This window comes from Bacillus sp. AFS029637 (assembly GCF_002584985.1).
Lineage (GTDB): Bacteria > Bacillota > Bacilli > Bacillales > Bacillaceae_G > Bacillus_A.
Genome location: NZ_NUPZ01000017.1, coordinates 49,133 through 62,927, shown reverse-complemented (window position 1 = coordinate 62,927; position 13,795 = coordinate 49,133). Strand labels below are relative to the sequence as shown.

Genomic DNA, 13,795 nt, shown 5'->3' with positions numbered 1-13,795 from the left:
AGTGAAACTTTATTGTGGGTACCGATACATAGCCATCTAGCTAAGATTTTGAAGTGCTGCAAAATCAAAAATTTCATCTCACCACAGGTTTCTATGAGAATCCGGTGAATAGATTATTTACATAATTATCGTTATTGGAAGTAAAGTAAACCCCATAGTAGCACGAACACTGTTCTTGTTATAATTAATTTTTTTCAGAACGTCTATAATCCTCTTTTAAAAAATATATGTAAATATAATAAAAAACGAATGATTAATAGAAATATTCTACGCCACTCGTTTTTTTATTGGACTTCTTTTTACTGTACTTTTATTTTCTTTATGAGTTATTAGAAAAATAATTGTCTATATAAGTCTTTATTTTTTCAAAATCCTTTTCCATAAATAAGATTGCTGGTACTTCAATTATTGGAAGATTATTTTCATTATCAAAAGGTGGACACGGTTTGGGAACTACCAAATAGTCAACTGAGTTTTTATCCCTAATATAATTAATTGAAACATCATAATACTTAGAAAAATATTCCTTCAAATCATCCTGATTCCTTAAAAATGGTAGAGAAAATATTGAACCATAATTTATACCAGCGTCGACAATTAATACAAAGCATATTTTTTTCATGATACACCCTCCTCGTATAATAAGTTTTAAGTTAATAACTGTTCCTTGAAAATTAAATAGTTTTTATCTTCAAGAGCTAGATCCAAAAAATGATGTATGGGTAAAATTTAGTCTTGGATACTGGGGGATTTCCCTACCTTATTCAAAGAAAGGCATTACATGCTATTCCGAATGCAATAAAACAAATAAAATACTAAGACAACAACAGTAATAATACTCGATGCTGTTTTGAAAGTTTTGTTTTCATACGTTTTATTTAACAAGAAGAAGAACAAAACGACCCAGACCCCGTTGGAAAAGAATGATGTTAGTGCATTGAAAACAACTCGAAACGCAAACATAGAGTCGTCCATTAGTTTTTCACCTCGCTTTTTCCTTATTATACCATTTACAAAAAGTGATGTATCGTGTTTTTCTTGTATATTCTATACATGTGAGGTTAACATAACGTCCTATTATCAGTAGCAAGGAAAAAGGAGAACCCTGCTCTCACAAGGGAATCTTCTTTTTTAGTTCTATGAATCTATACATTTTTTATACATCCCTATCCTAACGCGGTTTTAGTGTTCTTGTTTGTTACTTGATTAGCCAAAAAACTGTATAAAATCTTGCATACTCTTAGCGTAGGATTACCCCAAAATACTGGCCCCCAATACATGCTTTCTTATGGGTATTTCTTGAACCACCATTAACACTCCCCCGTCACTTGTCTATCTTTAAGAGTAACTCTGCTCGTTTATTTAAAGTCCTCGCACCGAGATTTTGTCGTCCTCCCAAAACCAAACAAATGATTCATATTACACGCCTAAATTAAACTGAACATTCAATCTTTTCAGATTTAATCTAGGCATGTAAATAAAAAGGACGATCAGCCCTACAATGGACTAACTATCCTATAAATTATTATCTAAATTCAATAAAACTAAAACTTCTTTTCCCTATGTATATCTACTTCGTTACTTCACCAAACTGCGCTCTTGTCACTTTCGCCAAGTCTTCAACTTTCAGCTCAATTTGTATACCGATTTTCCCTCCACTTACAATGATCGTTTCAAGTGATTGAGCACTCTCATCAATACATGTAGAAAATAACTTCTTCATTCCGACTGGTGAACAACCGCCGCGAATATACCCTGACACTTTCGTAATATCTTTTACAGCAATCATTTCAATTTTCTTTTCACTTACTGCTTTTGCGGCAGCCTTCAAATTCAATTCCTCATCTACTGGAATGATAAACACATGATAATTTTTACTATTCCCTTGAGCAATTAACGTTTTATATACTTCTCTCACTTCTCGTCCAATTTTCTCAGCTACTGATACGCCATCAATTTTCCCATCGCCAGAGTCATATGACATCATCGAATATTCAATTTTTTCTTTATCTAATATTCGCATCGCATTTGTTTTATCTTTTTTCATAGTGGTCTCCTTAAAAGGTTATTTCATATTATTAAGTTTTCTTTTATTATACACCCTTTTCCATTTCTCCTACATAACTTCACGTATATTTCAAAACTAAAAATATTGATAATTCAAAAAACATCTGATATAATTTGGAAAAACTTATGTTAAGGAGAGATTTGTAATGCGAAATTTTAATACTTCTTTCCAACTTCATCATCATACGTAACGCCGTGTATCCGAAGAAAAATTTTTCTTCGTGGGTACAGGGCTTTTCCTGTTGACCCACGAAGCGTTCATAAAGCTATGTGGGTATTTTTATACCTGCATAGCTTTTTTTAATTTAAAAGAGGAGTGATTATGATGGAAATGAAAAATGTAAAAGGAACGAAAGACTATTTACCAGAGGAACAAGTGTTGCGAAATAAAATTAAAAGAGCATGTGAAGATACGTTTGAACGTTATGGCTGTAAACCGTTAGAGACACCAACGTTAAATATGTATGAGCTTATGTCTTACAAGTACGGCGGTGGCGATGAAATTTTAAAAGAGATATATACACTTCAAGATCAAGGAAAACGTGAACTTGCCTTACGTTACGATTTAACAATTCCATTCGCAAAAGTCGTGGCAATGAATCCGAATATTCGCCTCCCTTTTAAACGGTATGAAATTGGAAAAGTATTTCGAGATGGTCCGATTAAACAAGGGAGATTTCGCGAGTTCATTCAATGCGACGTTGATATAGTTGGTGTAGAGTCTGTCATGGCGGAAGCGGAACTTTTGAGCATGGCATTTGAATTGTTCCAAACGTTAAACTTAGAAGTAACCATTCAATATAATAACCGAAAATTATTAAACGGTATTCTCCAGTCTATGAACATCCCTGCCGAATTAACGAGTGATGTAATTTTATCATTAGACAAAATCGAAAAGATTGGGATAGATGGTGTACGGAAAGATGTATTGGAGCGAGGAATTACTGTAGAAATGGCCGATACGATATGTAATACCGTTTTATCTTGTATGAAGTTTAAGCTTACTGAATTTGAAGAAGCATTTAATAATCCACTCGTTACCGATGGAATAAACGAATTGCAACAATTACAGCAATATTTGATTGCCCTTGGAATAAACGAAAATGCTATATTCAATCCATTTTTAGCACGAGGACTCACAATGTATACAGGTACCGTGTATGAAATCTTCCTAAAAGATGGATCAATTACATCCAGCATCGGTAGCGGTGGTCGTTACGATAACATTATCGGAGCATTCCGTGGTGATAATATGAACTATCCAACAGTCGGTATTTCATTCGGTTTGGATGTTATTTATACAGCACTATCACAAAAAGAAACTGCATCATCTACAGCCGATTTATTTATCATCCCACTCGGGACAGAATTACAATGCTTGCAAATTGCCCAGCAATTACGTTCTACAACTTCCTTAAAAGTCGAACTCGAACTAGCAGGACGTAAATTAAAACGTGCCCTTAATTACGCCAATAAAGAGAACATCCCTTATGTACTTATTATTGGGGAAGAAGAACTTAGTACAGACACTGTTGTGCTGCGGAATATGAAGGAAGGTAGTGAGGTGAAGGTTCCCCTTTCTTCTTTGAAAGATAATACATTTAATAATTATTGTAATATACCCATTAAGTTATAACTGTGAATCCTTCCTAAAACATAAGCTATGTAAGCTAAAAAACTCCATTTAATAATAATGGAGTTTTTACTGTTATTTATTAATGTTTAAATATAAATGTCTGTTTATATTTTCTTTCCGCCTCACAATCTTTTTCTCCATCTTTTAGCATTCTAGAAGGCTTTTCTTGCCAAGTTATAATAACTTCAAGTTCATCAGACTGAACCGATATAGGAAAATTCGCATGATTAAAAGCAACTTCTTTACTTAACACATGATCTTTTTTAGAAGTGAAAAGCTCATACTTCGTCTGGGAATCTGGTTCATTTCGAAATACTTCAACAGTTACATGATAAGCGTCCTTCCCTATATCCTTAACCTCGAAACCATACGTATTAAAAACATCCTTTTTAGCTGTCACTAAGCCAGGTTTTTTATCAGGTTGCTTAATTTCAATTTTCCATCGATCTGACGTTTGAGAAATCGGTAACTGCTTTGGAGAAAAAGCATGAACAGTGAAAGAACTTCCAATTACGAAACAAAATATACAAAAGAAAGAAAAAAGCACTTTTTTCATTAATATAACCTCCATTGTTTTAAGTTTTGAATTACTGTTCCCTAAAAACAATGGATGTATTATCCGTTAAACTAAAAGTGCCGTCCTACCATTATAGAATCTCGTATACAAGTTTTTATATAGATGAGAGCAACTCGAAAATCAGTTTACATAAAATAATTATAATACACTAAAAACTACGCGTATTTAATATATCTGTTGTGAAATTTGATAATAACCACATGAAAACGCCAACAAAAAGATGAATCCGCAGTGCAATAATGTTATTTCTTAACATCACTTCTCATCCGTTCTCTCTACTATACCAAATTCAACTATTTACTATTATTTTGTATATTCCTACTCTCCAAAACTTTCTCCATATTATGAGTTGCCCACTCCAACATTAATAGAATCATTGGACGAAGTGATTCACCAAGCTCAGTTAACGAATATTCTACTTTTGGAGGCACTTCACGGTACACTTCACGATGTATGATGCCATCTGCTTCAAGTTCTCTCAGCTGCAGTGTTAACATTCTTTGTGTGATATTAGGTTTTAATCTCTTTAATTCATTAAACCTCTTTTTACCATCTAATAAATGATACAAAATAACCCCTTTCCATTTCCCTCCAATCACCTCAACCATCGCTTCGACTGGACAAGAATATTTATTTAAAAATGGGTGATTTATATTATTTTCGTTTGCACAATCCATAAGAAATCCCTTCCCTTATCAATAGTATCTTTTTTGATACTATACCACATAAATGTGCGTACTTATTTCTATGTTACTTTAAAAATATAATTTACTTACAAAAATAAAATAATAAAAAGAGGAACTTTTATGACAAATACAAAACAAATGACAAAAGAAAAAATTATGGAGGCTTTTCATTTCAGACATGCATGTAAAGAGTTCGATCCTATGCAGAAAATTTCAGAAGAAGATTTTAAATTTATTTTAGAAACAGGAAGATTATCTCCTTCTTCTTTTGGATATGAACCTTGGAAATTTCTTGTCGTACAAAATAAAGAATTAAGAGAAAAACTACAACCGTATTCATGGGGCGCTGGTGGGCAGCTTGCAACAGCTAGTCACTTTGTCATTGTTCTTTCAAGAAACATTAAAGATATGCATTATGATGCAGAGTATATTAAATATATGATGAACGATATTATTGGATTACCTGAAGACACTCAAAAAATTAGATATGAATTCTTCAAAAAGTTCCAGGAATCAGATTTTAACTTATTACAATCCGACCGGGCTGTATTTGATTGGGCATCTAAGCAAACTTATATTGCTTTAGGTAATATGATGACGAGTGCAGCTCAAATTGGCATTGACTCTTGTCCAATAGAAGGATTTGATAAAGAGAAAGTAGACTCTTTACTTCGTCAAGAAGGCATTATACAGGGCGATAATCTTGAAGTATCTGTTATGGTTGCCTTTGGTTACCGTAAAGAAGAGCCAAAGCGTGATAAAACAAGACAGACTACAGATAAAATTGTTGAATGGATTTAGTAATATAGCACGCAAAAAATAATGCTCCTAATAGCTGTATACTCATACTAAAGAAGAATCAGTTGTTTTCTTACGTATGAATTTGGTTTTTCATGGAAAGATATGTTAGTATGTATACAGTTTGAGTGCTCAATTTTTTAGAGTCGAACAGGAGGAGAATGAATATGTCTGATATTGAAGTTGGCGAAGTGTTTACACTTAGTGATGAGAATAATGAGGATCAGGAAGTAGAAGTGCTTGGAGCGATGGATGTCGAAGGTGCAGAATATATTGCAGTTGCCTTCGTAGAAGACATTCAAACAGAAACTGAGGAAGACATTGATATCTTCTTTTTAAAAGTAGAAGAAGATAATGAGTTTTCCTACATTGAAAATGACGAAGAGTTTGACAAAGTATCTGCTGCCTTTGATAAGATTTTGGACGAGCAAGAGCAAGAGTAATATGAGTTAAAAACACGAGGGGGATGCATATCCGCCCTCTTTTTTATTCATCACTCACCGAACGATCTATGCAGTAATTCCAGTACATCTTTCATCGCAAAAGGACCATCTTTTTTTACATGCTCGGCAAATTCAGAAACGAGACGTAATGTCCTTACACTTTCGATTGGATGTTCTCCTGATGCACTTTCAGCAGAAAGCATAACAGCATTCGTTCCGTCGAGCACAGCTTGAAACACATCAGTCACCTCAGCCCTTGTAGGTATAGAATGCTCTACCATAGATTGAAGCATTTGTGTTGCTGTAATAACATATGTATTCGTTCGATTACATTCCTGAATCATCATTTTCTGCAAGAGCGGAATAAATTGGAACGGTAACTCTACTCCTAAATCACCCCTCGCAATCATAATTCCATCCGCTTCTTTACATATATCTTGAAAATTCTCGATTGCTTCCATCGTTTCTATTTTTGCAATTAAACTCGGGGAAGATTCTTTATGCTGCTTTATAAAATCCCGTATTTCCTTTATATGACTAGGTTTTCGCACAAAAGAACACGCAATAAAATCAACATTCTCGTTTAAAAGAAACTGAATATCTTTTTTATCTTTCTCTGTAATAGCTGGTAAACTAACAATCGCCCCTGGTAAATTCACCCCTTTATGGGATGAGATATTACCACCTGTTTTGATCTTTGTTTCTATTTTTTCTGCACTTACCTTTTCAACAATTAATTCAACTTCTCCATCATTAATTAAAATTCTACTTCCAACTTTCACATCATTCGCAATTCCAACATAATCGATACTTGCTTCTGTATTGCTCCCTGTAACTGGTTGTGTATGTAAAATAAAAGAATTGCCCGCCTGAAGTGTAATTTGTTCTCCGTTCATTTCACCTAATCTTATTTTAGGACCTTGTACATCACCTAAAAATTTAATAGAATCATCTAAAGATTTCACTAAACGAATGATGTCTTTATGACTTTCATGCGTGCCATGTGATAAATTTAGCCGAACAATTTTCATACCGTTCTTTATTAACTGCGCTAACGTTTCTTTATTATTGCTTGCTGGCCCAATTGTACAAATTCGATCGATTGTCATTTTTGTCACCATCCTTTTTAGATAGTTTTCCCATTAACTTTAAAATAAACTCTCAACCTAAAAGAAGCCTACTCACACGAGTAGGCTCTTTTCACACTACGATAACTTCGTCAATAAAAGATTTAAATCTTTTTTCGTTTTCGTCGTTAATGACTTCATTTTAGTAACATCTATTTTTTCTTTCTCCGCTCCTACAATTAACGGGTACATACTTTGGCCAATGGTTTTAAAGTCAGTTGGGTGCGATGCTTCTAAATCTTTCTCAATTACATCCCATTTCTCATTAATTTGTTTTCCAAGCTTATTCACTGTTTCCAATTTAGGGTTAGCAGCTAGTTGCTTGTCTAAGCTATCAATTAAAGCAACAACTTCTTTTACATTTGTTTTCACAGCTACGCTTTTCTTCGGATCTTTCGTTGTTTTTCCGTTTGAGTTTGTACTTGTACTTTGATCTGTTGTTTTTCCGCTAGTCGTTTGGTCATTCGTTTTACCTGTCGTTTCTTTTTCTTTTGTTTTCACATTCTCGTTTTGAGTTGATGTTTTGCCGTTACTTTCTGTTCCAGATGATTCTTTCGTATTTTTTGCATCTTTATCTGTTTTTTCATTTGAAGAAGTATTTGTTTCTTTTTCAGTATCTTTCGTTGTTTTTGACGCTTCATCTGTACTTGTCGTTTTTGCTTCGCCTTCATTTTGTGCCGTTACTTGCTCCTTCTTTTCTGTCTCTTTATCTGCTGAAGGACTACAAGCTGCCATAGTAAGCATTGTACCAATTGTTATCGATGCGATAGCGACCTTTTTCATTTTCATATAAATCCCCCTATGTTTACATTTTTACCCTCCCCTTTACGATTCGATTTCCCCTTAAAAAATCCCTTTTCACACGAATTACCATCTTTCCGACAGTAATCTTCATAATAATACGTACAAAAACTGATAAACCGATTTGAATATTCGAGTTTCTTCTACTTCATTTTCTGCTCTGTTGTAAAAGAAAAAGAGTATATTGTCACATGAAGTATTACTATCTTCATATGACGATATACTCTCCTATCAAATTTTTATCTTTCTTGACATTTTATTTGTACAAAAAAAATAAAATTTCCTTTCATTTTTTTGTTTCTCAATAATTGTTAACATAATATATTTATGAGTAACCACCATTTGAATGAATGACTTGCCCAGTAATCCATTTTGCTTCTTCACTTACTAAAAAAGAGATTAAGCGTGCTGCATCCACAGGCTCTCCTACTCTACCTTGCGGAAACTTCCACACTAAATGATGCTTTAGCTCCTCTGTAATCCATCCTGTATTCGTCGGTCCTGGATCAACGGCATTCACTGTAATCCCTTTCTCCATCGCAACCGGTGCTACTGATTTTGTAAATGCTTCAATTGCTCCTTTCGTTGCTGCGTATGCTAGTTCATCAGGCATTGGCCCTAGCGACTGTCCTGAAGTAAGGTTAATAATACTCCCACTCGTTTTCCGTGCATAATGTTTTATGAACAATGAACTTAACAACATAGTAGCCCGGACATTCACGGTATAATGTTTATCTAACTGTTCTATATTTAATTCCTCAATTCTCGTATGAGTAGAATACGCTGCATTATTAATTAATATAGATGGATCGCCTAAACGCTCTGACACTATATAAAACAAACGATTTGGCGAATATGACTGCGATAAATTAATTTCTGCCATTTCACATCGGACACCGTAACTTTCAATTTCCTTTTTCAACAAAAAGGGTTCTTGGTCATGCATTCCCCACGGCATCGCTTTATCATACTGAGACCAGTACGTGAAAAAAATGTCTATCCCTTTTTGAGCAAGCACCTTGCATACAGCTGCACCAATTCCATTCAGACGAGTGGCCCCTGTTACAATTGCTATTTTCTTCACCTTTTCTCCTCCATCTATACGTAGATCCTCTGCACAAATACAGAGGATCTATCTTTTTATTGAATATTTGACAATATACGTTCTGCGCCTAATTTTAATATTTTAATTAAAATATAATTAACAAGGGTAAACAATACAAATAAAACAATAAACATAATCCACAGTCCTACTTGAAGGAAGAAGTATAGTACACTTACTCCGGCCACAATAACTAAAGCTATTAAAATATTAGCTAAAAAATTCCACAAAGTTGTATATCGGCTTTTAAATAATTTTTGCTCTGTATCCCAATGAATATCTGCAGTTTGTGCATCCCAGCGTGTACCGATTAAATTGATTAACAATAAACCGTTCGCACTTAGCAAGAACCAAAGTATCATGAAGACTGGAGAAACTCCCGCTACAACTGCCATCGTGATACCGAATATCGCTAAAATAGTCACATTAATTAACCAAGCCGTTATCGCTTTCGCAAAAAAGATATCCGAAGCTTTTACTGGTAAATATCGATTCACAAACCATGAGCTTCCATCTCGTGAAAATGACGTTGTTGCAATAACGTTACTTCCCATTAAAAATAGTGATGCACAAAGACCAACGCCAATTGCAAGACCTGCCGATTCTGGATTATCAATATACCCTGTAATCCATTTTAAATTTCCGTCCTGTGCAAATAAAACAAAGAACAGCATAATCGGCATAACGACAGTTTGTACAATGCAATTTAAGAAAAATTGCGGTGTACGGAATAACGTTTTAAATTCTTTTTTCACATACGCTTTCAAATGTGAGCTTTGTACCGTTGATTTCTGTAACCCTTCTGCTGAAATGACCTCTTTTTTTGCAGTACTCGTTGAAAGTCCAATAACCCCTTTTAAATATGTACGCTCTGCAATGTAATAAAACAACACAAAAAATACAAATGAAATAACGGCAAAGATCATTACATATAAAGGACCCTTCCAATTTGCATTTTCTACTAATGCCACCGCTCCAAAATATGTAGTTGGAAAATAATTTGTCATTTGTACTAAAAGAGAGGATTGGTTATTCGCAAGATAATCCGCAATTGCATCTTCAGAAAACGAACTTTTATTTCTCCACTGCATAAATACGTTAATTCCTACAATAAATAGTATACTTACGATTCCAATAAATATATTTCCTCGATCTTTATTTTTCGCTATATTTGTATACCTCATAATAATTGTCATCAGTAACGAAGCTAATACTAGCGGCACGATCGGGAAGAGTAAGTAAATAAAAATCATGTATATGTAATATGTAATAAATGCGCCACTTTTTAAACCGTACGTAATGAAGATAGGTAGTAAAATGAATGAACTCATTACGTATTGTGTAATTAATACCGTTAAAAATTTTGCCGAAATAATTTGCGCTGGTTTTAATGGTAATGGCAGTAACATTTCAATATCATTGCTGTAGTAAAATACAGTTAAAATGTTCGTTATACTCATTAAAAATACCCATATGCTCGCAATCGCAAGTCCCATTGCGATAATCATTCCTGGATCTTGCCCTAAATGTATCATTCCCTCATACATTGCGTGCGTTAAAGAACCGAACATTAAAAAGCCAACAAATAATATTGCAGCAAATGAAAATAAATACGCCCATCGTTTCTTCTTATCTGCTATAAAATCTGCATAATTTAATTTCAACAATACTTTCGTTAACGTCCAAATTTTACTCATTGCCCGTCATCTCCAAGAACATTTTTTCAAGTGATTCATTGGATTTAAAATGATCTCTCATTTCATTTAAATTCCCTTTAAACTGCAAATTCCCCTTATTAATAATCGCAACGCGGTCACATATTTTTTCCGCTACTTCTAATACGTGCGTCGAGAAAAATACAATCTTTCCTTTATCTGCATGCTCTCTCATCATTTCTTTTAAAATATATGCAGATTTCGGATCAAGCCCTGTTAATGGTTCATCTAAAATCCACACATCTGGTTCATGTACGAGCACGCCGATAATGACAATCTTTTGTCTCATACCGTGTGAGTAACTTTGAATTTGATCAGATAACGCATTATAAAGATCAAACTTCTTCGCTAAAGACTCGATTCGTTCTTGTCGTACTTCTTTCGGCACTTCATACATATCTGCCATAAAATTTAAATATTCGATTCCTTTTAGTCGCAAAAACATATCTGGGCTATCTGGCACATAACCAAACGTCTTTTTCGCTTCCATTGGATTTTTCATAATATCTTTGCCGTTGATCGTAATAGTCCCTTTATCCACTCCGTGAATACCAGTAATCATCTTAATTGTCGTTGATTTACCCGCACCATTCGGTCCTAAAAACCCAAAAATTTCTCCACTAGGTACCGATAAACTTAAATCTTTTACTGCATAAGTAGATCCATTATAACTTTTTGACACATTCGTAATTTCAATCATTACATCCAATCCTTTCCTTAATTACCAAATAACTATATTGATATTATAGCATACTTCTATTTTTAGATTTTTGTATTTTTCAGTTTATTTAACCTTTAAAATAAATGTAAACTCCTAATCCAACGATTAAAACGACAGCTAGTATAATATAAATCATCGTTAGCCGTTTAATATTCCCTTTTGTCGCTTTACTATAATTTGCATCACCATTTCGTCCAATTAACACCGTCGCCACTACAGTAATCACTACAAGTAATACGACGATCATGATCCCAGTTAACATTTCTTCCTCCCCCTCCTTACAACCATTTTACAATATTATCCTCTTTATTTCGCAGCATATTTCCTCTTTTTACTATTATTATGAAAAGAATTGGAAAACTATTATTACTATACATTTCCAAATGTGATATATTTATAACATTATAAGGAGGACCTATCATGAAAACAACTTGGATCAAATATTTAGGATTTCTCGGTTTCTTCGGTTTCCTCGGCTTTTTTTACGAAAAAGGATTGTTTACTATGTTCTGTTTCTTCTCCTTTTTCACTTCGTATAGAACGGTTCAACACGATGAGCTTTTTGAACAAATCGTCAATAAATCGTGCCGCAATGCATTTATCGTTACATTATTAACAACCGCTATCATTATGTTTATTGAAATGCTATTTCCAAACCCGGTGCTACAAGAAATTGATATCGCTCTTATTTTCGGCACACTCATTCTTACATTCGGATTCTCCATGTTCTTTTACGATAAACCAGTTGATGAAATGGAAGATGCACCATGGCGTTCGTAACGAAAATAAAAGAATACCGCGCCAAATTGAACATGACACAGGAAGATTTAGCGAAGCAAGTTGGTGTACGCCGTGAAACAATTAGCCATCTCGAAAAAGGAAAATATAATCCTTCCTTGCAGCTTGCTCATGATATAGCGAAGGCACTTCATAGTACGATTGATGAGATTTTTATTTTTGAAGATAAATAAAAAATACCGGCATTCTTTTCATAAAGAATATCGGTATTTTTCATTTATACAACTATCACCCATACAAAACCGCATGAAATACACCTAACAGTAAGTATTGATCCTCTATATAATCATCATCAAACACATTCATCTCGATATAATACATATCTTCCTCAAGACGAATATTCCAATCTGCAGTCACATAGCCTTTTCGTAATAACTTTCCAAGCCCAATTGAAGTTTTTTGAACAACATATTCTTCTCTCTTATATGTAAAAGTAAATAAGAAATTTGCATCTAATAACTTTCCATCACATACAAGTATTTCATGCTCTGCATCATAATTATCGATGTACGTTACTAAAATCTTTCTTTGTCGCTGCCTACTTACATCCTTTGCAATGACGCGAATATTGTCCTTACTATCCTTTATTTCATAAATGATATTACTACCAACTTTTGGAATGAAATCTAGTACTTTCATCAACGTATTTTTATAATAGCCCCGTACTACGCCTACTTGTTTGCTTTCATTGTAAACCTCGATAGGCGTAGTATCCGCTTTACTATCACACAATCGTTTGTAAGAAAGCTGCATCATTCGCTCTCCTCTTAAATACTGATCAAACGTCACAGGATATTCTATCGCGCGCAGTTCTTTATTTAGCTCATATAAATAGCGTTGAACGCTCTCTACTAATGTTGTAGTAGAGATACTTTCCTGAATTTCAAATTGTTGCCAACTGGAATAAATCTTCCACTGATCGTCCTCTTCATAGAAGAATCTGAGAATGACTTCATCACGTTCAGGCGTTTCATAATTCATCTGTTCGTTCTGCCCGTGTTGCACTTGCTCCATCCACTGTCCTAAATAAATGCCAAGCTCTGCAACTTTCATGCGTGACTTCTGAAAAAATACTTTGTCACTCGCGCAAATCGTTACATCACCTTCAATAAAGCCTTTTGCATAAGCAGCATATCGTGGGTCATCCTTATCTGGAATACTTTTGTCTAACTCAAATAAAAACGTTAACATCCTTTACTCACCTCTAGTTGATACACAGCTCATACCTAACATTGCATCACTCTGAGAAACTATGTATATATACACATTTAATTCATGTATTATAACACGTAAATGACCTTAGTATAGAAATACTATTTTTGCT

17 protein-coding genes are annotated in these 13,795 nt (G+C 34.1%); 5 read left to right on the top strand and 12 right to left on the bottom strand.

Annotation, left to right across the window (positions count from 1 at the left end; all coding sequences use genetic code 11):
- Positions 1-319: 319 nt before the first annotated feature.
- The 3 genes from COE49_RS07320 to ybaK form a co-directional block, all read right to left on the bottom strand.
- A complete protein-coding gene (locus COE49_RS07320; protein ID WP_000717614.1) occupies positions 320-622 on the bottom strand; it encodes a hypothetical protein in 303 nt (100 codons plus the stop codon).
- 155 nt (positions 623-777) lie between these two features.
- Positions 778-975 (bottom strand): hypothetical protein, encoded by a 198-nt coding sequence (locus tag COE49_RS28435; protein WP_002096482.1) that lies wholly within the window; start codon positions 973-975, stop codon positions 778-780.
- Between the two features lie 595 nt (positions 976-1,570).
- Positions 1,571-2,047, bottom strand: a complete 477-nt coding sequence (ybaK, locus tag COE49_RS07310; RefSeq protein ID WP_098253142.1) for a Cys-tRNA(Pro) deacylase — start codon at positions 2,045-2,047, stop codon at positions 1,571-1,573.
- Between the two features lie 342 nt (positions 2,048-2,389).
- Here ybaK and COE49_RS07305 point away from each other — a divergent pair, with 342 nt between their 5' ends.
- Positions 2,390-3,703: a histidine--tRNA ligase gene (locus COE49_RS07305; RefSeq protein ID WP_098945801.1), complete on the top strand. Its 1,314-nt coding sequence runs from the start codon at positions 2,390-2,392 to the stop codon at positions 3,701-3,703.
- Positions 3,704-3,782: 79 nt separating this feature from the next.
- On the opposite strand, the gene COE49_RS07300 is transcribed toward COE49_RS07305, so the two are convergent.
- Together COE49_RS07300 and COE49_RS07295 are read right to left on the bottom strand one after the other, a co-directional pair.
- Positions 3,783-4,259, bottom strand: a complete 477-nt coding sequence (locus COE49_RS07300; protein WP_098356804.1) for a hypothetical protein — start codon at positions 4,257-4,259, stop codon at positions 3,783-3,785.
- A 314-nt stretch (positions 4,260-4,573) separates the two neighbouring features.
- A complete protein-coding gene (locus COE49_RS07295) occupies positions 4,574-4,957 on the bottom strand; it encodes a winged helix-turn-helix transcriptional regulator (protein ID WP_098356803.1) in 384 nt (127 codons plus the stop codon).
- A 129-nt stretch (positions 4,958-5,086) separates the two neighbouring features.
- Between COE49_RS07295 and COE49_RS07290 the strand changes: the two genes are divergently transcribed.
- Positions 5,087-5,767, top strand: coding sequence for an NAD(P)H-dependent oxidoreductase (locus COE49_RS07290; RefSeq protein WP_088229720.1), 681 nt, complete (start codon positions 5,087-5,089; stop codon positions 5,765-5,767).
- Between the two features lie 158 nt (positions 5,768-5,925).
- Positions 5,926-6,207 (top strand): DUF1292 domain-containing protein, encoded by a 282-nt coding sequence (locus tag COE49_RS07285; RefSeq protein ID WP_003271045.1) that lies wholly within the window; start codon positions 5,926-5,928, stop codon positions 6,205-6,207.
- 50 nt (positions 6,208-6,257) lie between these two features.
- Here the strand turns inward: COE49_RS07285 and COE49_RS07280 are convergent, their stop codons facing one another.
- From COE49_RS07280 to COE49_RS07250, 6 genes are all read right to left on the bottom strand, one after another.
- Positions 6,258-7,328, bottom strand: a complete 1,071-nt coding sequence (locus COE49_RS07280; protein ID WP_098945800.1) for a pyruvate kinase — start codon at positions 7,326-7,328, stop codon at positions 6,258-6,260.
- 84 nt (positions 7,329-7,412) lie between these two features.
- The gene (locus COE49_RS07275; RefSeq protein WP_098267523.1) at positions 7,413-8,123 is read right to left on the bottom strand and encodes a hypothetical protein; all 711 of its coding nucleotides are present in this window, start codon (positions 8,121-8,123) and stop codon (positions 7,413-7,415) included.
- Between the two features lie 337 nt (positions 8,124-8,460).
- On the bottom strand, positions 8,461-9,219 hold the full coding sequence (locus COE49_RS07265) for an SDR family oxidoreductase (RefSeq protein ID WP_088229724.1): 759 nt from the start codon (positions 9,217-9,219) through the stop codon (positions 8,461-8,463).
- Between the two features lie 56 nt (positions 9,220-9,275).
- The gene (locus COE49_RS07260) at positions 9,276-10,934 is read right to left on the bottom strand and encodes a putative ABC transporter permease subunit (RefSeq protein ID WP_098253148.1); all 1,659 of its coding nucleotides are present in this window, start codon (positions 10,932-10,934) and stop codon (positions 9,276-9,278) included.
- Complete coding sequence (locus COE49_RS07255) at positions 10,927-11,652, bottom strand: ABC transporter ATP-binding protein (protein ID WP_000570200.1); 726 nt, start codon at positions 11,650-11,652, stop codon at positions 10,927-10,929. Before COE49_RS07255 ends, COE49_RS07260 begins: the two co-directional genes overlap by 8 nt.
- A gap of 88 nt (positions 11,653-11,740) precedes the next feature.
- The gene (locus COE49_RS07250; RefSeq protein WP_048544543.1) at positions 11,741-11,935 is read right to left on the bottom strand and encodes a hypothetical protein; all 195 of its coding nucleotides are present in this window, start codon (positions 11,933-11,935) and stop codon (positions 11,741-11,743) included.
- A gap of 158 nt (positions 11,936-12,093) precedes the next feature.
- Between COE49_RS07250 and COE49_RS07245 the strand changes: the two genes are divergently transcribed.
- Together COE49_RS07245 and COE49_RS07240 are read left to right on the top strand one after the other, a co-directional pair.
- Complete coding sequence (locus COE49_RS07245; protein ID WP_000859221.1) at positions 12,094-12,453, top strand: DUF3796 domain-containing protein; 360 nt, start codon at positions 12,094-12,096, stop codon at positions 12,451-12,453.
- The gene (locus COE49_RS07240) at positions 12,441-12,644 is read left to right on the top strand and encodes a helix-turn-helix transcriptional regulator (RefSeq protein WP_000896294.1); all 204 of its coding nucleotides are present in this window, start codon (positions 12,441-12,443) and stop codon (positions 12,642-12,644) included. Before COE49_RS07245 ends, COE49_RS07240 begins: the two co-directional genes overlap by 13 nt.
- Before the next feature lie 55 nt (positions 12,645-12,699).
- On the opposite strand, the gene COE49_RS07235 is transcribed toward COE49_RS07240, so the two are convergent.
- On the bottom strand, positions 12,700-13,662 hold the full coding sequence (locus COE49_RS07235; protein ID WP_098253149.1) for a tubby C-terminal domain-like protein: 963 nt from the start codon (positions 13,660-13,662) through the stop codon (positions 12,700-12,702).
- Positions 13,663-13,795: the final 133 nt, after the last annotated feature.

Bases quoted from the DNA above. Each gene is read 5' to 3' on its own strand.
- COE49_RS07320 (WP_000717614.1), bottom strand. From the start codon at position 622: ATGAAAAAAATATGCTTTGTATTAATTGTCGACGCTGGTATAAATTAT.
- COE49_RS28435 (WP_002096482.1), bottom strand. From the start codon at position 975: ATGGACGACTCTATGTTTGCGTTTCGAGTTGTTTTCAATGCACTAACA.
- ybaK (WP_098253142.1), bottom strand. From the start codon at position 2,047: ATGAAAAAAGATAAAACAAATGCGATGCGAATATTAGATAAAGAAAAA.
- COE49_RS07305 (WP_098945801.1), top strand. From the start codon at position 2,390: ATGATGGAAATGAAAAATGTAAAAGGAACGAAAGACTATTTACCAGAG.
- COE49_RS07300 (WP_098356804.1), bottom strand. From the start codon at position 4,259: ATGAAAAAAGTGCTTTTTTCTTTCTTTTGTATATTTTGTTTCGTAATT.
- COE49_RS07295 (WP_098356803.1), bottom strand. From the start codon at position 4,957: ATGGATTGTGCAAACGAAAATAATATAAATCACCCATTTTTAAATAAA.
- COE49_RS07290 (WP_088229720.1), top strand. From the start codon at position 5,087: ATGACAAATACAAAACAAATGACAAAAGAAAAAATTATGGAGGCTTTT.
- COE49_RS07285 (WP_003271045.1), top strand. From the start codon at position 5,926: ATGAATATGTCTGATATTGAAGTTGGCGAAGTGTTTACACTTAGTGAT.
- COE49_RS07280 (WP_098945800.1), bottom strand. From the start codon at position 7,328: ATGGTGACAAAAATGACAATCGATCGAATTTGTACAATTGGGCCAGCA.
- COE49_RS07275 (WP_098267523.1), bottom strand. From the start codon at position 8,123: ATGAAAATGAAAAAGGTCGCTATCGCATCGATAACAATTGGTACAATG.
- COE49_RS07260 (WP_098253148.1), bottom strand. From the start codon at position 10,934: ATGAGTAAAATTTGGACGTTAACGAAAGTATTGTTGAAATTAAATTAT.
- COE49_RS07255 (WP_000570200.1), bottom strand. From the start codon at position 11,652: ATGATTGAAATTACGAATGTGTCAAAAAGTTATAATGGATCTACTTAT.
- COE49_RS07250 (WP_048544543.1), bottom strand. From the start codon at position 11,935: ATGTTAACTGGGATCATGATCGTCGTATTACTTGTAGTGATTACTGTA.
- COE49_RS07245 (WP_000859221.1), top strand. From the start codon at position 12,094: ATGAAAACAACTTGGATCAAATATTTAGGATTTCTCGGTTTCTTCGGT.
- COE49_RS07240 (WP_000896294.1), top strand. From the start codon at position 12,441: ATGGCGTTCGTAACGAAAATAAAAGAATACCGCGCCAAATTGAACATG.
- COE49_RS07235 (WP_098253149.1), bottom strand. From the start codon at position 13,662: ATGTTAACGTTTTTATTTGAGTTAGACAAAAGTATTCCAGATAAGGAT.